Origin of the sequence: Granulicella paludicola, assembly GCF_025685545.1 — a bacterium.
In the GTDB taxonomy this organism is placed as follows: domain Bacteria; phylum Acidobacteriota; class Terriglobia; order Terriglobales; family Acidobacteriaceae; genus Granulicella; species Granulicella paludicola.
On record NZ_JAGSYC010000026.1, the window covers coordinates 200,194 to 218,932 of the forward strand.

General features: G+C 60.3%; 16 protein-coding genes. 6 read left to right on the top strand and 10 right to left on the bottom strand.

The window, feature by feature from the left end:
* Positions 1-107: 107 nt before the first annotated feature.
* Complete coding sequence (gene iscX / locus OHL14_RS16370; RefSeq protein WP_263380449.1) at positions 108-329, bottom strand: Fe-S cluster assembly protein IscX; 222 nt, start codon at positions 327-329, stop codon at positions 108-110.
* Positions 330-460: 131 nt separating this feature from the next.
* Between iscX and OHL14_RS16375 the strand changes: the two genes are divergently transcribed.
* Both OHL14_RS16375 and OHL14_RS16380 read left to right on the top strand, forming a co-directional pair.
* Positions 461-1,474: a radical SAM protein gene (locus OHL14_RS16375; RefSeq protein WP_263381143.1), complete on the top strand. Its 1,014-nt coding sequence runs from the start codon at positions 461-463 to the stop codon at positions 1,472-1,474.
* A gap of 201 nt (positions 1,475-1,675) precedes the next feature.
* Positions 1,676-2,296, top strand: a complete 621-nt coding sequence (locus OHL14_RS16380; protein WP_263380450.1) for a TetR/AcrR family transcriptional regulator — start codon at positions 1,676-1,678, stop codon at positions 2,294-2,296.
* Here the strand turns inward: OHL14_RS16380 and OHL14_RS16385 are convergent.
* Together OHL14_RS16385 and OHL14_RS16390 are read right to left on the bottom strand one after the other, a co-directional pair.
* Positions 2,293-2,637, bottom strand: a complete 345-nt coding sequence (locus OHL14_RS16385) for a dihydrodipicolinate synthase family protein (RefSeq protein WP_263380451.1) — start codon at positions 2,635-2,637, stop codon at positions 2,293-2,295. The genes OHL14_RS16380 and OHL14_RS16385 overlap by 4 nt on opposite strands.
* 19 nt (positions 2,638-2,656) lie before the next feature.
* Positions 2,657-3,331, bottom strand: coding sequence for a DsbA family protein (locus OHL14_RS16390; RefSeq protein ID WP_263380452.1), 675 nt, complete (start codon positions 3,329-3,331; stop codon positions 2,657-2,659).
* Positions 3,332-3,488: 157 nt separating this feature from the next.
* Between OHL14_RS16390 and rmuC the strand changes: the two genes are divergently transcribed.
* From rmuC to OHL14_RS16410, 4 genes are all read left to right on the top strand, one after another.
* Entirely contained in the window at positions 3,489-4,991 is a 1,503-nt protein-coding gene (rmuC, locus tag OHL14_RS16395; protein ID WP_263380453.1) for a DNA recombination protein RmuC, read from the top strand.
* Between the two features lie 489 nt (positions 4,992-5,480).
* Positions 5,481-5,720, top strand: coding sequence for an acyl carrier protein (locus OHL14_RS16400; RefSeq protein WP_263380454.1), 240 nt, complete (start codon positions 5,481-5,483; stop codon positions 5,718-5,720).
* Positions 5,721-5,866: 146 nt separating this feature from the next.
* On the top strand, positions 5,867-7,123 hold the full coding sequence (gene fabF / locus OHL14_RS16405; RefSeq protein ID WP_263380455.1) for a beta-ketoacyl-ACP synthase II: 1,257 nt from the start codon (positions 5,867-5,869) through the stop codon (positions 7,121-7,123).
* Positions 7,124-7,357: 234 nt separating this feature from the next.
* A complete protein-coding gene (locus OHL14_RS16410) occupies positions 7,358-8,188 on the top strand; it encodes an alpha/beta fold hydrolase (RefSeq protein ID WP_263380456.1) in 831 nt (276 codons plus the stop codon).
* Between the two features lie 69 nt (positions 8,189-8,257).
* Here the strand turns inward: OHL14_RS16410 and OHL14_RS16415 are convergent, their stop codons facing one another.
* The 7 genes from OHL14_RS16415 to OHL14_RS16445 form a co-directional block, all read right to left on the bottom strand.
* Positions 8,258-8,998 carry a YIP1 family protein gene (locus tag OHL14_RS16415; protein ID WP_263380457.1) on the bottom strand — a complete coding sequence of 247 codons (741 nt, stop codon included), beginning with the start codon at positions 8,996-8,998 and terminating at the stop codon, positions 8,258-8,260.
* A gap of 123 nt (positions 8,999-9,121) precedes the next feature.
* Positions 9,122-9,589 (bottom strand): DUF1641 domain-containing protein, encoded by a 468-nt coding sequence (locus tag OHL14_RS16420; RefSeq protein ID WP_263380458.1) that lies wholly within the window; start codon positions 9,587-9,589, stop codon positions 9,122-9,124.
* Positions 9,590-9,636: 47 nt separating this feature from the next.
* Complete coding sequence (gene fdhF / locus OHL14_RS16425) at positions 9,637-12,717, bottom strand: formate dehydrogenase subunit alpha (RefSeq protein WP_263380459.1); 3,081 nt, start codon at positions 12,715-12,717, stop codon at positions 9,637-9,639.
* 49 nt (positions 12,718-12,766) lie between these two features.
* Positions 12,767-14,164, bottom strand: a complete 1,398-nt coding sequence (locus OHL14_RS16430) for a flavin monoamine oxidase family protein (protein WP_317890428.1) — start codon at positions 14,162-14,164, stop codon at positions 12,767-12,769.
* 31 nt (positions 14,165-14,195) lie between these two features.
* Entirely contained in the window at positions 14,196-15,422 is a 1,227-nt protein-coding gene (locus OHL14_RS16435) for a tetratricopeptide repeat protein (protein WP_263380460.1), read from the bottom strand.
* A 65-nt stretch (positions 15,423-15,487) separates the two neighbouring features.
* A complete protein-coding gene (locus OHL14_RS16440) occupies positions 15,488-17,011 on the bottom strand; it encodes a pectate lyase (protein WP_263380461.1) in 1,524 nt (507 codons plus the stop codon).
* 333 nt (positions 17,012-17,344) lie between these two features.
* On the bottom strand, positions 17,345-18,730 hold the full coding sequence (locus OHL14_RS16445) for a CCA tRNA nucleotidyltransferase (protein ID WP_263380462.1): 1,386 nt from the start codon (positions 18,728-18,730) through the stop codon (positions 17,345-17,347).
* Positions 18,731-18,739: the final 9 nt, after the last annotated feature.

The following is an 18,739-nucleotide window of genomic DNA, read 5'->3' on the forward strand; positions in this document are numbered from 1 at the left end:
TCAGACTCCTTTTGAAAGCGATTGGGCTTCAGCCCCTGAGGTAACGATCCTCCGCCGCCAGCTAAGACTTCGCCAGCACCACACGCATCATTCCCTAATCCCTACCTCTAAGCATCCTTTGCGTCGACATACTCTTCATGCCAGGCCGTCTGGATCGCTTCCAGAATGCCCTCGGTCGACTTCGTCGGATCGCCCACAAATCCCGGCAACTGCGTCACCCACTTGTGCAGGTCCGTAAACCGCACCGAGTACGGGTCTGTGTCCGGATACATCTCCTGCAGTTGAATGCCAATCTCCAGCGTGTCGGTCCAATTAATCTCACGAGCCATCGTCAGCTCCTCCAGAACCCCAGTGTACTGCGCTATCGCGATAGAATAACGACAGCCGTATGCCGACCCAGACACCGATAGAGCCCCGTACCCCGCCAGCCGCTCCCACGCTCCCCAAGACCGCGCGTCGCATGACCGCCCGTCGCCGCATCATCGCGGCCTCGCGCCGCATGCGGGAGCTTGGCTCCATCGCCTCGGCCGTCGCTTCCACCTCGCATCCATACATGGCGCACATCGTGCCCATGCGCCGCTGCAACCTCGCCTGCACCTACTGCAACGAGTTCGACGATGTCTCCAACCCCACCCCCATCGACGAGATGCTTCGTCGCATCGACCATCTCGGCCGCCTCGGCACCTCCGTCATCACCATCTCCGGCGGCGAGCCCCTGCTGCACCCCGAGCTTGACCAGATCATCGCCCGCATCCGCAAGACCGGCGCCATCGCCGGCATGATCACCAACGGCTACTTCCTGATGCCCGATCGCATCGAGCGCCTGAACAAAGCCGGCCTCGACCACATGCAGATCTCCATCGACAACGTCATGCCCGACGATGTCTCGAAGAAGTCCCTCAAAGTTCTCGACAAGAAACTGCAGATGCTCGCCGAGCACGCCGACTTCCACGTCAACATCAACTCCGTCGTAGGTGGCGGCACAGCCAATCCCGAAGACGCGCTCACCATCTCCAAGCGCGCGCTCGAACTCGGCTTCAGCTCCACCATCGGCATCATCCACGACGGCTCCGGTCAGCTCAAGCCCCTCGGCGAAGCCGAACGCAAGGTCTGGGACGAAGTCCGCCGCCTTACCCGCCGCAGCTATTCACGCTTCAACCACTTCCAGGAAGCCATCGCCAACGGTCAGCCCAACGACTGGCGCTGCCGTGCCGGTTCGCGCTACCTCTACGTCGACGAGAACGGCATCGTCAGCTATTGCTCGCAGCAGCGCGGCTATCCCGGCATCCCCGTCGCGGAATACACCACCGCCGACGTCAAGCGCGAGTTCCTCACCGAAAAAACCTGCGCTCCCAACTGCACCATCAGCTGCGTCCACCAAGTCAGCTACATTGACCATTGGCGTGCCCCGCAGACCAGCACCACCACCCCGGGCGCAGCTGGTCACGGCGAAGATCTGGTTCAGATTCACTAATCCTTTCAACAAGATACAAGAAAGCCTGCTCTTTAGAGCGGGCTTTTCGTTGGCGCCGCATTTTCCACACAGCGGACGAGTGTTCCACGTGGAACCAAACTGGTAAACACTCCGCTCCCTCCTTTCAGCCTCCAGCAGAAATATGTACCGTCTGGTATACCTGCCGCTCACGAGCCGCTCAATCGGCGTTCTAATAGTTTTATGAGCACCGCCCCCGCACCGCTGACCTCGCAGCCCCGCCTTGGCCGCCCCCGCGGCTTCAACCGCGATCAGGCCCTCGATGCCGCCATGCGCGTCTTCTGGAGCCACGGCTACGAAGGCGCCTCCCTCACCGAACTCACCCAGGCCATGGGCATCAATCGCCCCAGCCTCTACGCCGCGTTCGGAGACAAAGCCACTCTCTTCCGTGAGGCCGTCGCCCTCTACGGCGTCGGCCCCGGCCGCTACGTTCGCCGAGCCCTCGGCCAGCCCACCGCTCGCCTCGTCGCTGAAACTCTGCTACGCGGTGCCGTCGCCATGGCCACCGATCCCGCCAACCCCAGTGGTTGCCTCTGGGTTCAGTCCGCGCTCGCCACCAGCCCCGAAGCCGCCCCCATCAAGTCGTCCCTCCGCGACGTTCGCGCCGGAGGCATCGCCAGCATCCGTGCCCGCTTCGACCGCGCCCGCACCGACGGCGACCTCCCCGCCACCACCGACACCGAAGCCCTCACTCTCTACATCACCAGCATGATGCACGGCCTCTCTGTGCAGGCGGCTAGCGGCTTCACCCGCGAACAGCTCCTCCACGTGACTGATCTAGCCCTGAAGAACTGGCCGTCCTAGCTTCTCTGATATAGCGTGTGGATGGTCGCATCGAAGGCAGGGGAGGCGACCAGAGCCACGTACCACTCCCTCGGAACCGGCGGCAGGTACTGCGGAAGGTCCGTCACAAACTCCGTGAATCCCGCCTCTTCTTCAGTGAGCGAAACAGTCTTGCTCGAACCGATAAGAGTGACCTGGATCTGGTCGTAGCCGAAACAGTCCTTCTTATAAGCAAGGACCCTCTCGATCTCTGCCCAGACGATCCGATGGATTTCCCCACTGGCACCGAAAACAGAAACGCCGTCCGGATCGCAAGCAATCCGGACGGCGTATTGTTCTTTCTTACGGCTGAACCATTTCATCGGAAGCCTCTAAGGCCGACTACTTCTTCGAGGTCGTCTTCCGTACCGGAGCAGCCGAAGCCGTCTCCTTCGTCATCGCCTCCGCCTGGTCGATCGCCTGGTATAGATCCATCGTGTCCTTCACCTGGATCCATGCCTTCGGCGTCACCACGATGATGGTCGGCGTCTCATTCAGCCCCAGTTTGTCGCCAAGCGCTTTATCCGCGTCAACCTCTTTCAGCAAGGCCCCCGATGGATCGACAACGAACGGCATCTGCTTGCCAGCCTTCGCGAAGAACGCCTGCGTGAACTTCATGAGGTCGTCCTTGCTAGCAATCTTGAACTGCGACGCGAAGACCTCGCGGCGGTACTCAGTGCCCAGACCTTCGCTGACCTTGTCCTGCAGATAGCGCGCGTACACAGCCGCGTCCTTGCTCCAGATGTGGCCGGGGATCAGGAAGTCGTGACGTAGAAGCGGAATCTTGTAGTGATCGGACGCCTGATGCACCAGCGGGAACGCGTGCGCGCAGGCCGGGCATTCCAGATCTTCCCACTCAATGATGGCGACCTTCACGCCTGCAGGCGGCTTCAGCATGGAGGTGTCCTTGAACGGCGACACCGTGCCCCCAACAGCGGTTTGGGCCAGCGCAGCAGCGCCGGACAGCATCAGGCTGGACATCGTGACAGAAAGAGCTGCAGCAAGAACTCGTGACATACCGTATGGACGCAATGGCTTCCCTTTTGCGAGCAAAGTTGCTCTGGATGTATTCAATCACCTCGCATACCGAATCCACAAACCCATTCCGCACAACCTTCCTCATGGCCACGCGATGCTATCCTCCCAGCAAGCAGATAAGCGAAGGAAAACCGAAATGCTCTACGCTCTTGCAGCTCTCCAACTCGTCACTCTTATTGCCCTCATCCTGGTACTCCTGCGCAAGCCAACACAGGCGGCAGAGGCCGTTCAAGACCCTCGCCTCGCACAGTTACTCGCTGCCGACCTGCCCACGCAGATGACCCGCGTCGATGCCCGCTCCGAGGCGCTCGACGCCCATCTCCGCAGCCAGCTCACCGACCTTCGCGCAGAAACCACCGCCTCCAGCACGGCCCTACGCAACGAAAGCGCCGCTCTGCGTAGCGAGATCGTCGGCAGCATCAACACGCTTGGCGAAACCCAGCGCGCCACCCTGCAGGACTTCCGCAAAGACAACTCAGCATCAGCCGAAACACTGCGCCTCGCCGTCGACGGCCAGTTGGCCGCACTCGCACAGCGACTCACCAGCTTCGCCTCCGAATCCACGCGCCACGCCACCGACACTCGCGAAGCTTTGCAGAACCGCCTCAACGAACTTGGCACTGCGCAGTCGCAGCACCAGGAAAAACTTCGCGCCACCGTCGAGCAGCGCCTCGACACACTCAACCTCACCAACGCCGCCAAGCTCGAAGAGATGCGGCAGACCGTCGATGAGAAGCTGCACGCCACGCTGCAGACGCGCCTCACCGAAAGCTTCGGCGCCGTTACCGATCAACTCACCAAGGTCCACACCGGCCTCGGAGAAATGACCAAGCTCTCCGCAGGCGTCGACGACCTCTCGCGCATCTTCACCAACGTCAAATCGCGCGGCACCATCGGCGAGGTCATGCTGGAGATGCTGCTGAAGCAGATGCTTGCCCCCAACCAGTATCAGAAGAACGTGAAGCCGCGCCCCGACTCGAACGATATTGTCGAATTTTGCGTGAAGCTACCCACGCCGCAGGGCGAGGCGTTGCTGCCCATCGACTCCAAGTTCCCACGCGAGGCCGGCGAACGCCTCGAAACCGCCTACGCCTCCGGCACAGCCGCAGAGATCGCCAGTGCAGGCAAGGCCTTTGAGACCGCCATCCGCAACGAAGGCAAGAAAATCTGCGAAAAATATCTCGCCCCGCCCCACACCACCTCGTTCGCCATCATGTTCTTGCCCACCGAAGGCCTCTACGCCGAGGTCATGCGCCGCGATGGCCTGCAGTCGGACATTCAGCAGAACTGCCGCGTCACCATCGCTGGCCCCAGCACCTTGTCAGCCATTCTTTCCAGCTTCCAGATGGGCTTCCACATGCTCCAGATGCAGGAAAAAGGTGACGAAGTCTGGAAGGTGCTTGCCAGTGCGCGCAAGGAGTTCGGCACCTTTGAGACGCTGATGGACAAGATGAGTGCCGATGTAGGCAAGGTCCAAGGCACCATCGACAAGCTCGGCGTCCGCACCCGGGCCATCAACCGGACACTGCGCGACGTCAGCCTCGACACCCAGGCAGACACTCTACCCGCAGGGAAGGCAACAGCCTTCGATGGCCTGCTGCCGATGCTGGCCGCAAGCGAAGACGACACTCTCGAATAACGTCTGAAACGGCCTAAGCCGTTGATTTCTGAGGAACAGACTTGCGGCCCGAACGTCGTGACATCTCAGCGTGACCATCGTCGCGGATATAGCTCTTTTTGCGGCACAGGACGCACTCCCATGGAAAGATTCCAAAGGAATGCAGCAACTCCCGCTCCATAAACCCGATCCGGTTCAACCGCCGCAACTCACCCTGCTCACACTTCGGGCAAGAGTGCTTTCTGATTGCTTGGCCCATCATCCTTTTGAGTCCTCCGCCTGATGATGGTCACAGTCTAGTCTGCGTTCCATCCCCTTAAAGGTGTATCGGCCCAAAATCTTCATTCCGTGTTCTTTTCTGGAACAGGGCTTGCTTTACTTCGCTCCCATGCGCCGGTATGCTTTCTCACTGGGGCGGTCAACTGGAGGCGGCGCCGTAAGCGGCTCCTTCTCCCCTCCCCATCAGTTCGTAGTTCACCCGTCCTTCCGGACACTCTAGGAGATCGTGCAATGGCAGCAGTAGACGAAAAAGTGAAGCAGATTATTGTCGAGCAGCTTCAGGTGGATGAAGCCGAAGTGACCCCCGGCGCCAGCTTCCAGGAAGACCTGGGTGCGGACTCGCTCGACGTCGTTGAGCTGGTCATGCAGTTCGAAGAAGCCTTCGACATCCAGATCCCCGACGAAGACGCCGAGAAGATCAAGACCGTCAAGGATGCCGTCGATTACATCGAGGCTCACCAGAAGAAGTAACCACCGCTGGATATTGTCTTCAAACCAAGCTTGATCGAGTTTGCCTGTCGTGAAGAACGATCCGGGTTCGACCGGGTTTCACCGACACAGCAGCTTGATCAGGCTTCGTTGAAGACGGTCCCGCATAACCATGGGGAACGAAAAAAATGCAGCAGCAGCACCGCGTCGTAGTAACCGGCATGGGCCTCCTTTGTGGGGTCGGCAACACCGCCAGCCAGGTGTGGGACAGCCTGATGGCGGGTACCAGTGGCATGGCCGAGATCACAGCTTACGATCTCGAAGGCCACTCCGTCCGCTTTGCCGCTGAGGTCAAGAACTTTGACCCGCACGTGTTCGTCGAGAAGAAGGAAGCCCGCAAGATGGGCCGCTTCATCCACTTCGCCATGGCTGCTTCGCAGGAAGCGATGCAGCACTCCGGCCTGCAGGTCACCCCCGAGAACGCCGAAAACATCGGCGTCCACATCGGCTCCGGCATCGGCGGCTTCGACGTCATCGAACGCGAGCACACCGCGCTGATGAACGGCGGACCTCGCCGCATCTCCCCCTTCTTCATCCCCGCTGCGATCATCAACCTCGCCGCAGGCCATGTCTCCATCAAGTACGGAGCCAAAGGCCCCAATGAGGCCACCGCGACCGCCTGCACCAGCTCCGCCCACGCCATCGGCGATGCCTTTCGCACGATCCAGCGTGGCGACGCGATCGCGATGATTGCAGGCGGCGCTGAAGGTGCCATCACCCCTCTGTCGGTCGGCGGATTCGCCTCCATGAAGGCGCTCTCGACCCGCAACGACGACCCCACCCACGCCTGCCGCCCCTTCGATAAGGACCGCGACGGCTTTGTGGTCGGCGAAGGCGCAGGCATCCTCATCCTTGAAGAGCTCGAGTTCGCCCAGGCACGCGGCGCCAACATCCTGGCTGAAATCATAGGCTATGGCATGTCCGGCGATGCCTACCACATGACCGGCATGGCTCCCGAAGGCGACGGCTGCCGTCGCGCCATGAACGCAGCGATCAAGGTCGCCGGCATCTCGCCCGACAAGATCGACTACGTCAACGCCCACGCCACCTCCACGCCTCTCGGCGACGCCCTCGAGTCGCAGGCCATCGAAAACGTCTTCGGCGAGCGAGCCAAGAACCACACACTCCTCGTCAGCAGCACCAAGTCCATGACCGGCCATCTTCTCGGCGGCGCGGGCGGACTCGAAGCAGGCATCACTATCCTCGCCATGCAGCACCAGATCGCGCCTCCCACCATGAACCTGGAGAACGTCGATCCCGCCTGCCGACTCAACTACGTCGCCAACAAGCCCCAGCCCGCCAAAATCGACTACGCGCTCAGCAACTCCTTCGGATTCGGCGGCACCAACGGCTCCCTCGTCTTCAAACGCTGGGGCGCAGAGTAGCTCTTTCGCTTCTTAGCATCGCTGTTCCTATTTTTGTCATTACCGCAGGAAACCTGCCGATTTTGTTTGTCATTCCCGCAGGGAATCTGCTTTTCCCGAATCACTACAGCTCCCCCCAAAGCCCCGTTCCCCACGAGCGGGGCTTTTTCACTGAAATGAAGCCTAATCCCTATTCCCTACTCCCTACTCCCTCCCCTATCCAGCATCCAACTCATCACAAGGAGAACGCACACAATGGCATTTCTGAAGGTAGGAAAAGAAAACTCCACCGACATCGAGCTGTACTACGAGGACCACGGCTCCGGTAAGCCCGTCGTCCTCATCCATGGCTGGCCGCTCAGCAGCGCCTCGTGGGAGCGCCAGACGGCGGCTCTGGTCGCCGCCGGCTACCGTGTCATCAGCTACGACCGCCGCGGCTTCGGCAAGTCCTCACAGCCCACCGAAGGCTATGACTACGACACGCTCGCCAAGGACACCTGGCATCTGCTCGAAGCCCTCGACCTCAAGGACGCCACGCTCGTCGGCTTCAGCATGGGCGGCGGCGAGGTCGCCCGCTACCTCGGCACGTACAACGAAGGCCGCGTCACCAAGGCTGTCTTCATGTCGTCAATCGTCCCCGCACTTCGCAAGTCCGGCGACAATCCCGAGGGCGTCGACCCCAGCGTCTTCGAAGGCATCAAGCAGGGCATTGAAAAGGACCGCTTCGACTTCCTGCACAGCTTTGCGAAAAACTTCTACAACAAGCAGCTTGTCGGCGGTGCGGACATCTCGGATGCAGCCATCCACACCTTCATTCAGGTGGCCACCACTTCCAGCTACTACGGCATGCTCAACTGCGTCGATGCGTGGCTAGAGGACTTCCGCGAGGACATCAAGCAGATCAAGATCCCCACACTTGTCATCCACGGCGACTCCGACCAGGTGCTCCCCATCGACGCCACCGGTCGTCGCACCGCAGACCTCATCCCACACGCAGGCTTCCACGTTGTCACCGGCGGCCCCCACGGCCTCAACTGGACGCATGCCACCGAGGTCAACACCGCACTGCTCGAATTCCTCAAGTAATCCACTTCCCGCAAACACGAAGGGCATCCGAATCATCGGATGCCCTTCGTGTTTCTGAAAACCATTTGCCTACCCGAAGATCGCCTTCACTCCGGTACCGACGATCACCACCACCAGCCACCAGCCCACCACCACGATGAAACCTTGACTGCGTTTCGCTCGCGCGACGATCGCCAGGCCGATCGACATCAGCACCACCACCCAGATGGTGAACACATCAAGCGAGGTTAGGAACGTCTTCAGTGCACCCGGCGTGCTGATGAAGAAGCCCGGGTTGGTTCCCAGCATATTCTCAACTGTAAAGTTTTCAGGCGCAGCGCCAGCCAGCACCAGTATGCCCGCCACAATCGCCTTGATCGACGCCGGCAGAAACGCATAGTTCGCCATGCTGAAAACGGCCTTGAACTCTGATTTCGCGCCGAAGCCGAAGTTGATCGTCGCGAAGAGAATTACAGAGACAATCAGCAAAGCTAAAAGATTGATCACCGGCGCAGCATAGAACGAGTATTGAAAGCTGCCCTGCATGATCTTGTGGTTCAACGCCACCTGCTGCGGCGTCATCGCCGTCAGCTTGGTCTGCAGCGCCGGACTCGCCTGAATCGCGTTGTCCACGATCTGTGACCAGCCTATTTTTGTCTGAATGCCCCACGCCAGCAGGTACGACACTACCGTACCCAGCACGAACGGTAACCACCACGTCGCATTGCGCAGAATATCGGTAAACGTCTTCGTTGGCGCGACAAACGTATCGATCACGCGCTCCATCTGCGACAAGCCCGGGCCTTCTACCAGCACCACTTCTTCTGCCATACAACACCTCATCAACATCTTTGGGAGATGTCGGAAGTGTACCGCGTGGCCTTCCCGTCTGCGCAGATTTTTCGTGCCGCAGCCTGCCCCAAAAGGGTCAAGCCGACCTCACTCACCTATCGCCTATTTCTCGCTGCTCTCCGTCGCCTTGCCCAGCGCCTCCAGCACCCGCGTCATGTACGACAGCCCTCGCCGCGCATCCCTGGACGTGCTTCGCCGGAACAAACGCCACAAACTGGGCGGCTCTTTCTCCTCGGCATGCTCTCGATTCACACCCTCCAGCGCCTGCGCCAGCCTCTGCAGCATCGCCGGATCGACCGAAGCCAACAGCCGCGCTCCCGCCATGCCATTGCGAATCCCGGCCACCACCTCAGGCGTATTTGCAGCTTCGGCCAGCTTGCCTGTGATCACGTCCTTGCCGCCGATCAACCCCTTGGCGAGATCCAGCATGCCCTTGTCATGCGCCGTCTGCAACACCTCCCACGCCATCAACAGCGCCTCCGCATGGGCCGCCGGAGCCGCCTCCACGCGCGCCATCAACTCCTTCTGCGGATCATGCTTCTGCGGAACAAAACTTATCGGATGAGCCATCTCGTCTTTGCCTTTCTGATTCTTCTCACTAATTTCTTCTCACTGCTCTATACCGGCTTCATCGTCTCGATCTGCACCAGCTTGTCCTTCGCCATCGTGCCCGGCACATGGTAGTCCGCCCTAGACCGCTTGCGATCCACCTCGACGCCGGTCGTCGGCGTCCGCGTGCCATTGCGGAAGTTTCTGCGTAGCAGCGGATTTTTGCCGCGCTCCTCCAGCACCGTCAGCTTCACGCTCAGTTCCTTGTAGGCAGGAGTATGCGTAGTGCGGTCAACATGCGAACTCGTCAGTTTGTTCACGGGGTCATCCACCGAGATCATGCCCATATACATCTGCTTGCCGCGCACGCGGTCGGTAATTACCGTCTGCACTCGCACCCTGCCGTACGGACTCTCCAGCCGTACCCAGCTTCCGTTGTGGATGCCGCGCTCCTCGGCCAGCTCGGGCGACACCTCTACAAAATTATTCGGAGTCATCTCCAGCACGCCCGGAACCCGCAGCGTCATATTGCCCTGTTCGAAGTGCTCCAGCAGGCGGCCGTTGTTCAAGTGCAGATCGTAAATCTCGTTCGCCTCTTCGCTTGGCGGAACATACTGCAGCGGCCAGAACGTCGCCTTGCCGTCGGGCAGCGCGAACTTCTCCGTATACAGCAGCGGCGAATCCGTCCCATCCTCCTTCACCGGCCACTGCAGCGTCCTGTAGCCTTCCAGCCGCTCATAGCTCACGCCGGCAAAGCTCGGAGTCAGCTTCGCAGCCTCGTCCATCACCTCGCTCGGATGCTTGTACTCCCATCCGCCAGAGCCACCGAGCTTCTGCGCGATCAGCTGAATGATCTCCCAGTCCGGCTTCGAGTCGCCCAGCGGCTCCCACACCTTATACAACCGCTGAATCCGGCGCTCCGTGTTCACGAACGTGCCATCTTTCTCCAGCGACGGCGACGCGGGCAGCACCAGGTCCGCATACTTGCATGTCTCCGAGAAGAAGATGTCCTGCACCACCATAAAGTCGAGCATCCCGAACGCCTCGGCGACCTCATTCGCGTTCGCATCCGACGTGATCGTGTCCTCGCCCTTGATGTACATCGACTTCAATTTGCCCTCCAGCGCCGCCGAGATCATCTGCCGGTTGTCCAGCCCCGTGGTCGTCGGCAGCGTCACGCCCCAAGCCGCTTCGAACTTGCCGCGAATCGCCGAGTCGTCCACCTTCTGATAGCCGGAGAAGATATCCGGCATCGAGCCAAAATCGCTCGCTCCCTGCACATTGTTATGCCCGCGCAGTGGATACGCACCTGCCCCGTGCCGACCGAAGTTCCCCGTCGTCAGCAGCAAATTGCAGATCGCCGTCGACGTGTCCGAACCGCCACAGTGCTGCGTCACACCCATCGCCCAGCAGATGCACACGCCGTCCGCCTGCAGAATCTCCTTAGCGACCTCCTTCAGCGTGGCCACAGGAATCCCCGTCACCGCCTCGGCATGCTCCAGCGTGTACCCCTCAAGCGACGCCTGGAACTCCGGCCACTTGTTCACCCACTTATCGATGAACGCCTGGTCCTGCCTTCCCGTGTCGATGATGTACTTCGTCACCGCCTGCAGCCAGACCTCATCCGTCGAAGGGTTCGGCCGAATGAAGTGGTCCGCCCGTTCCGCCATTTCATGCTTGCGGATGTCGCTTACGATCAGCCGCTGTCCGCGCCACTTGTGGCTGCGCTTGATCCGCGTCGCCAGCACCGGATGGCTCTCCGACGTATTCGATCCGATGATGATGACCAGCCCCGCCGTCTCAATATCCGAGATCGAACCGGAATCACCGCCGATCCCCACCGTGCGCGACAGCCCCTTGCTCGCCGGCGTCTGGCAGTAGCGGCTGCAGTTGTCCACGTTATTCGTGCCGACTACCGCGCGTGCCAGCTTCATCATCAGGAAGCTCTCTTCGTTCGTACATTTGCTCGACGCGATAAACGCCAGCGCATCCGGCCCATGCTCGTTCTTGATCTTCGTAAAGTTATCCGCGACCAGCGCAATCGCCTCGTCCCACTCGATCTCGACGAACGTCTCTTCCATCGCTCCATGCACGCCTTGTCGCTTTACTCGCTTCAACGGCTTCGTCAGCCTGTCTGGCGAGTTCGCAAAGTCCCACCCGAACTTGCCCTTCACGCACGTCGAAATGCCGTTCACCGCACCCTCGCTCGGCTCGATCTTCAAAATCTCCCGCTCATGCGTCCAGATGTCGAAGCTGCACCCCACACCGCAGTACGTGCACACCGTCTTCGTCTTCTTGATCCGGTCATGCCGCATCTCCGCCTCGACCTCGCTCAGCGCAAGAATCGGCGGATACCCCGTCGACGGCTCGATGTTCTTTACCAGGTCGATCATCATATCCAGCACGCCCTCAGGAGTGTTCGTCAGATACCCCGCCTTGCCCAGCATGCCCTTCTCCATCAGCGCATTGCACGGACACACCGTCACGCAATGCCCGCAACTCACGCAGCTCGACCCGTCGATCGTCTCCCCACCATCCCACAACACCCGCGGAATTTCGCGGTCCCATGCAATCGTCAGCGTCTCGTTCACCTGCACGTTCTGGCACGCCTCCACACATCGTCCACACAAAATGCACTGGTTCGGGTCGTACCGATAGAAGGGATTGGACATGTCCTTCTCATAACCCTTCTTCCGAAATGGCCGCGCGTTATGCTTCACCGCCAGCTCTGCCGTCGTATTGTGTACCGTGCAGTTGCCGTTATTGTTGTCGCAGACCGTGCAATACAGCTCGTGATTCTCCAGCAGCCGGTCGAACGCCTCGCGCTGCGCCACATCCACCGTATCGCTGGACTCCTGCGTCAGCACCCGCTCGCCTCCCGCCACCCGCGCCTCGCAGCTCCGCACCAGCTTGCCATCAACCTCCACCATGCACGTGTCGCATGACCCGATCGGCCCCATCGCTGGCAGATAACACACCTGCGGCACCTTCTCCGCCCCGCGAAACTCCGCCGCCCGATTCAGCGCAGCAATCAGCGGTTCACCGATCTGCGCCGCCACCGCCACCCCATCCACATGCACCGTCGTATCGGCAATAAAAACTACAGGCGTATTCAGCAGGGGCTTCGAGACGATCTCCGGGTTAGTCATAATGCTTAGGATGCTACGCCAACCGGCATCGTTGTTGAAACAACATCGATCATCGCCCGCCCATCCTTTTCCCATCTGCTGCGCTGTTTTGGATCACCTGTTCGGCCACACGCAGTCCACTCCGCACCGCCGCATGCACCGTCCCCCAGTTCGCCGTCACATCCGTGTGTTCGCCCGCAAAGAACATCGTTCCCGCCTCCGGCCTCGCCATCTCCCTCGACGCATCCAGCCCGCCCACCGGCACATAGCTGTAGGCCCCGCGCGCAAACTCATCCGCCGACCAGTCATGCGTATACGTCCCCACCAGCGTCGCCCGCACCACACTCTCGCTCACCCCAAACACCTTCGCCAGCGTCCCTACAGCCGCCTCACCCAGCTCCGCCGCCGTCTTCCCCGCCAGCTCCGCCGTCCGCGGCCCACCCACCCAGCCTGTCAGCGTCGGAGCCCCCGTCGGATCGCCCACCCACCACACTGGAGGCATCCCCACCGGCGTCATCAGAAAATTCATCTTCCTCAATAGCTCTCGATCGGCCACTCCCGAACCCAGCCACCACGCCTCACGAAACACCATCGTGAACCGCGCCGCCTCACCCATCTCCATCCGCCGCGCAGGCTCCACCGCCAGCGGTTCCGGCACCATCCTCAATCCACCCTCGCGATTCACCGCCTGCACTAACGACAGGGGCAGCGTCACCACGCACTTCTTCACCTGCACGTTTTCCAGTCTGTCATTCCCAGAACTTTTTGATTTGTCATTCCCGAAGGAAATCTGCGTTTGCAGTTGCGTTTGCCCTCGCCCTTCCACCACCACCTCACCCTCGCTCCACCGCACAGCCGACACCACCCACCCCAGCCGCACCTCCACGCCCAGCCGCTTCAATTCCCCAGCCAGATACTCCGCAAGCTGCTGATACCCACCCACCACATGCCACGCCCGCATCCCCTCGCTCGCATCCTCCGCCACCTGCTGCGCGCCCAGCCCCTTCACCCCGATCTTCGCAGCGTCCGCCGCATTGAACCCCTCGACAAACCCCGACACCGCCTGCACATCCTCGGCTGCCAGCCCCGCACCCTTCACCCACTCGGCAAAAGACACATCCTCGCCCACGTACTCCTTCAGCGTCTCCAGAGGCCCAAACCGCTCCTCATCCTCCTCTTCGACACCTAGCCCCCCACCCGGCAGTTCCTGCAGCATCTCGCCCTCGCGCTCCACCGTCGTCAACCCCGCCTCTTCGATCAGCGCCCAAAGCTCCGCCGCCCGCCCATGCACAAACTCAGCACCCAGCTCGACGACCCCGCCCTCCACCGCCTGCGACCAGACGCGCCCCCCCACCCGCGCCCGCGCCTCCACCACACAAACCCGCAACCCCCGCCGCCCCAGTTCCCGAGCCGCCACCAACCCAGCCATCCCCGCCCCAACCACCAGCACATCAAATGCATCACTCATATCGGATTCGATGCTCTCACACCATATCCGCTCAATGCGGCTTTGAAGCACTATCCATCCAATATTTGGACAGCCTCTCGTTTTTCGAAACTCCATTCGTTCCCTGTTGATAATCATGTGACAAAACCATTTTGATAGCGATTTCGCGACGGTCACGGACCGTTCGATATAGCTGCATTGCCCGCACGTAATTTTCCGCGCCTCCTTGCATTCCAAGGGCGAACGCTTCGCGCAACTGAACATCAGGATCGTCCTGCGGCATGGCAGCAAGTTCGCTTAGACTTGGCTCTCGCAATGGATCACCTGCAGAGTAGTAAGCACCGTCCTTCTCGCGGGTCTCGACCAAGCCCTCATAGTAAGAAGAAGCTTCGACCTTCTGCTGTGGACTCATGCGTTGCTCTAACTTCTCAACGACGACTTTATTGCCAGTTTGCTTCTCCGAAGCGAGACGCAACCACGCATACCCTTCAAATACATTTGCGTTTGGGACCTTGCCCGTGAAGATGTCGTCTGCATAAAAACGCTGCGCGAGATCCATGTCGTAAGCCGCTGCACGCCGACAGAAACGATGCCACATCTCTCGATCTTCAGGAACTCCATCTACCCTTGCGCTGTAAGCGACAGCGATGGTGTATTCGACCTGACCTAATAGCTCCTGGCTGATACTCCTCGCCCAATCCAGGTTTTGTTGACGGCCTTCAGCGTCATCACCGGCACTATATCTTCCGTCCAGCACAAGATTTCCCATCTCCAGTTCAGCTCTCCGATGTTCTGGAGCAGCCGGATCTTGCAGTAGCTTCCTGTAAAGCGCAATCGCCTTATCGAGAGCAGGTGGCTGCATCAGCACCTGATAGATTCGCGCGGCCTCGAAGAGATCTCCGCTGCGCGCCGCTTTCTGGAACAGTTCAGCGGCTCGAGTTGGATTTTCGGGAAGCAATCCAGTGCAGTAGAAACCCGCCCAGAATGCGGTATTCTCCGGAGTGGTTGCGGCCTCCGCAAAGTATCTTTCTGCTATCGCAGCATCTGTCTTAACTCCAACTCCCTGCATGTAAGCCAGGCCTAGCTGGAACTTCGCTTCGATATTTCCCTCGGCGGCTAACCGCCGGTTGATCGAATTGATCTCTGCATCCGTATGCCTCTTCCCGTCGGATACAGCTGGGGAGACCACATAACCCGTCGGCATGCCACAGGGGTTGGCAACTTGTGCGCGCAGAGAGACGCAAGGGATCGCGAGAAGAAGTAGGAAGGCGAGTTTCATGCTGCGCACCATTTCAACATGAGGCGCCCGATTTTGCCTTGCTCCTGCATCTGCTCTTCCACTCTTCACTCCTGTCTTCTCACTGCTCTTTCCCACCCCGCAAACCCCTCCAGCACCTTCTCCTCCCCACCCGAGTACCACGCATATCCATTCCGCCGCTCCAGCGAAATCTCCATCACTTCGTCATGGATCGTCCGATCGCGGTCCCCGAAGATCGGCTTCTCCGTCGTCAGCGAGTAGTACCGCGCCCACAGCGGCCCCGCCCCGTCCACCTTCTTCAGCGACCGCCCACCCGGCGTCTCGCGCCCACCGCTCCACGTATAACCCATGATCTTGTCCGCCTCGAACCACGCCTCCGCAGCCTCCACCGACCGCACCACCCCCGCACTCGGCTTCGGCAGCGACATCAAATACGCCATCGCACTCGCACTCTCTCCCGAACTCAGCGCAGGCATCTCATAGTTCCGCGCCGACACCGGCTCCAGCGTCAGCGGATCATACTGCTGCGCCCACACCGTGAGCACTCCACGAGCATCTGGATGGACGACACCAGAACCTGAGCCCCCCCGAGAATCTGGGTGCCCCATGTCCCGCTTCTGGGACGCGGGTGGAACCATCGGCACTCTCACCTGAGCCTTCAACACACAGTCCAGAGCCTTCGCCACCGCGACCTTCGCCTCGTGCCTCACCGCCCCCGGCACAAACGAATAGTCCTCCTCAGCCTCGACGCCGGGTGAAGCCTCGACACCGGGTACCTTCTGACCGGGTGCCCCATCCATACCGGCAGCCTCACCGCCGGGATGGGTGGGACGCGAATCTCTCAGCTGACCATAACCACCAGCCACCCGCGTCAACAACTCCGCCGACTCCACCTCGGCATCGTCATTGAACGTCACCGCGTCATGGTATCCACCCTCCAGCGGCCAAACCTGCGGCCAGCCCCCATTCGGATACTGCGCGTGCAGCAGGTACTGCACGCCCCGCAGAAAGCTCGCCCGAAACCCATCGCCCTCAGCCCCCGGCCACGCCGCCGACAGCTTCGCCAGAAAGTGCAGCTCCGTGTTCGTCGCATCGTTGTCCAGCGTTCCCACGTAATGCCACTTCGCATCCTTCGGAGTGTCGAAGTCACTCGGAGCACCCTCAGCTCCACCAGAGGCCGTCGTCGGAGCCAGGTTCGCCGTCGCATAGCTCTGGCCCTTCAAGCGGGGCGCATCCATCAGCAGGTTCTTCGACCACCCGCCCGCAGGTGTCTGGAACGACAGGATGATCTCCCCCGTTCTTCGCGCCTCTTCGCTCTTATAAAAAGCTGCTGGCTCATGCAGCCGCAGCGCCCGCCCCGAAAAGCCCTGCTTCGGCAATCCCGGCACCTCGGTCATGCCCGCTCGCTCCGCCGCCAGCGCAGCCTTGTCCGCACCCATCTGCTCGGTCGACCGCCGCAGATACGCCAGCCACGCCGCCTGTTCCCCCTTCGGCACCTCGGTCCGCACCCGCTCTACCGTCAGCGGCTTCACCGGCGTATTCATCCCGATCACCGCCGCCTGCATCGGCCCCACCATCATCGCCACGCCTAAAATCATCACTCTACGCATGGCACGACATACTACAACCTGTCTGACATCTCTGGCCTCGCGACCCAGCGCCAACGGCTGGACCGTATGACAGTTCAAACCGAAAGCCTGAGTTCAGATTCACAGAAAAGCTGTCAAGCTCTATTACCCCTAAACAACACATTCAAAAGGAGAAATATCCTGCATCCCCTTGACTCAACCTGCTATAATAAGTGGAGAAGGAAGTAGAGCTGAAGGCCTGTTTCGCACAAGCGCCCACAACTCCTTTCTTTTGAAGACTTTCCTCTTCCGGTACTTCGTAACTCACCTATTTTGAAGACTATAAGCCAAAAATGGGGGGGGAGGGGGGGGTAATCAGCCGGATCGTGGAAACTGGCTCCTTACAAAAGACAAAGCCTCCTCCTTAGTCGCCACACGACCCTCCAGCTGAGCATCTTCCGCCATCAGCAGCATCTCCTTGAACGCGCCTCCAGGTTTGTAACCCGCGGTAATCAAATCGCGCCCATTCAGCAGCAAAATGGGCCGAATTTCATCCTCGCCAAGCTCCGCGAGCTTCGTCTTCGCAAACTCGTAAAGCTCAAGATGCTTGTTCGAACTCATTACATCCGCTTGATGCAGCGCGAGATGCTCGTCGAACTTCGGCAGCCGTAAGAAACGTTTCAACGTCGACTGCTTCATCTTCATCACGTCGCCGAACTGCATGTGATGCTGCACCAGCGATAGGATCTGCTCGCACTCATCGTTGCTGAAACGCAGCCGATTCAGAATCGCCCGCGCGATCGCAACTCCAACCTCAACATGCCCGTTGAAGCGAATCCGATCGCCTGGCTTCGTCGGATCGGGAGCTGTAAAGGTCGCCGGTTTGCCCACATCGTGCAGCAGCATTCCCCACGCAAGCGTCGCGCTCGCGCCTGCTGGCAAGTGTTCGAGCAGCATCAGCGTATGTATCCAGACATCGCCCTCAGGATGATATTGCGGCGGCTGTTCGACGCCCTTCAGCTTCACGATCTCGGGCAGCACCTGTCGCAACAGACCTGCTTCGTCCAGCAATTCCACGCCGCGGCGCGCATGACCTTCGGTCAGGATCTTCGTCAGCTCATCGCGAACACGTTCAGCTGAAACAACGCCGATCTCTGCAACCTGCGCCTGCATCGCAGCCATCGTCCTCGGCTCGATGACAAATTCCAATCGAGCCGCAAACCGCACCGCTCGCAGCATCCGCAGTTTGTCCTCGGTAAAGCGCCGCTGCGGCTCGCCGATGGCGCGCACAAGCTTCGCCTCCAGATCGCTGCGGCCGCCGACATAATCCAGAATGCAGTCCTCCAGCCGATCGCAGGCCTCGTACTTCAGCACATCCAGTAGCAGCCCGTTGATCGTAAAGTCGCGACGCAACACATCTTCGCGCGGTTCGCGGGAGAACCGCACCGCATCGGGTCTTCTGCCATCGCTGTAAACGCCGTCATGCCGAAACGTCGCAACCTCGGTCACCGTTCGCTCACCAGCTACTTCGTCCAGCACCAGCACCACACCGAAATGCGCCCCAACAGCCTCCGTGCGCGCAAACGCCTCCATCACCTGCTGCGGAGTCGCCTCCGTCGCAACATCGAAATCCTGCGGCTCAACGCCGAGCAGCATGTCGCGCACGCAACCTCCGGCAAAGTACGCAGCATGTGCCAGTTCGCGCAGTCTCACCACCACGCGCAACGCCGCTTCGTACGTGGGACTCTTCAACCTCGCCAAAGCCTTCTC

Excerpts from the sequence above, each read along its gene's own strand:
- OHL14_RS16410 (WP_263380456.1), top strand. The coding sequence starts at position 7,358 with ATGGCATTTCTGAAGGTAGGAAAAGAAAACTCCACCGACATCGAGCTG.
- OHL14_RS16390 (WP_263380452.1), bottom strand. The coding sequence starts at position 3,331 with ATGTCACGAGTTCTTGCTGCAGCTCTTTCTGTCACGATGTCCAGCCTG.
- OHL14_RS16435 (WP_263380460.1), bottom strand. The coding sequence starts at position 15,422 with ATGAAACTCGCCTTCCTACTTCTTCTCGCGATCCCTTGCGTCTCTCTG.
- OHL14_RS16415 (WP_263380457.1), bottom strand. The coding sequence starts at position 8,998 with ATGGCAGAAGAAGTGGTGCTGGTAGAAGGCCCGGGCTTGTCGCAGATG.
- OHL14_RS16380 (WP_263380450.1), top strand. The coding sequence starts at position 1,676 with ATGAGCACCGCCCCCGCACCGCTGACCTCGCAGCCCCGCCTTGGCCGC.
- OHL14_RS16430 (WP_317890428.1), bottom strand. The coding sequence starts at position 14,164 with ATGAGTGATGCATTTGATGTGCTGGTGGTTGGGGCGGGGATGGCTGGG.
- OHL14_RS16420 (WP_263380458.1), bottom strand. The coding sequence starts at position 9,589 with ATGGCTCATCCGATAAGTTTTGTTCCGCAGAAGCATGATCCGCAGAAG.
- fdhF (WP_263380459.1), bottom strand. The coding sequence starts at position 12,717 with ATGACTAACCCGGAGATCGTCTCGAAGCCCCTGCTGAATACGCCTGTA.
- OHL14_RS16375 (WP_263381143.1), top strand. The coding sequence starts at position 461 with ATGACCGCCCGTCGCCGCATCATCGCGGCCTCGCGCCGCATGCGGGAG.
- OHL14_RS16400 (WP_263380454.1), top strand. The coding sequence starts at position 5,481 with ATGGCAGCAGTAGACGAAAAAGTGAAGCAGATTATTGTCGAGCAGCTT.
- iscX (WP_263380449.1), bottom strand. The coding sequence starts at position 329 with ATGGCTCGTGAGATTAATTGGACCGACACGCTGGAGATTGGCATTCAA.
- OHL14_RS16440 (WP_263380461.1), bottom strand. The coding sequence starts at position 17,011 with ATGCGTAGAGTGATGATTTTAGGCGTGGCGATGATGGTGGGGCCGATG.
- rmuC (WP_263380453.1), top strand. The coding sequence starts at position 3,489 with ATGCTCTACGCTCTTGCAGCTCTCCAACTCGTCACTCTTATTGCCCTC.
- fabF (WP_263380455.1), top strand. The coding sequence starts at position 5,867 with ATGCAGCAGCAGCACCGCGTCGTAGTAACCGGCATGGGCCTCCTTTGT.
- OHL14_RS16385 (WP_263380451.1), bottom strand. The coding sequence starts at position 2,637 with ATGAAATGGTTCAGCCGTAAGAAAGAACAATACGCCGTCCGGATTGCT.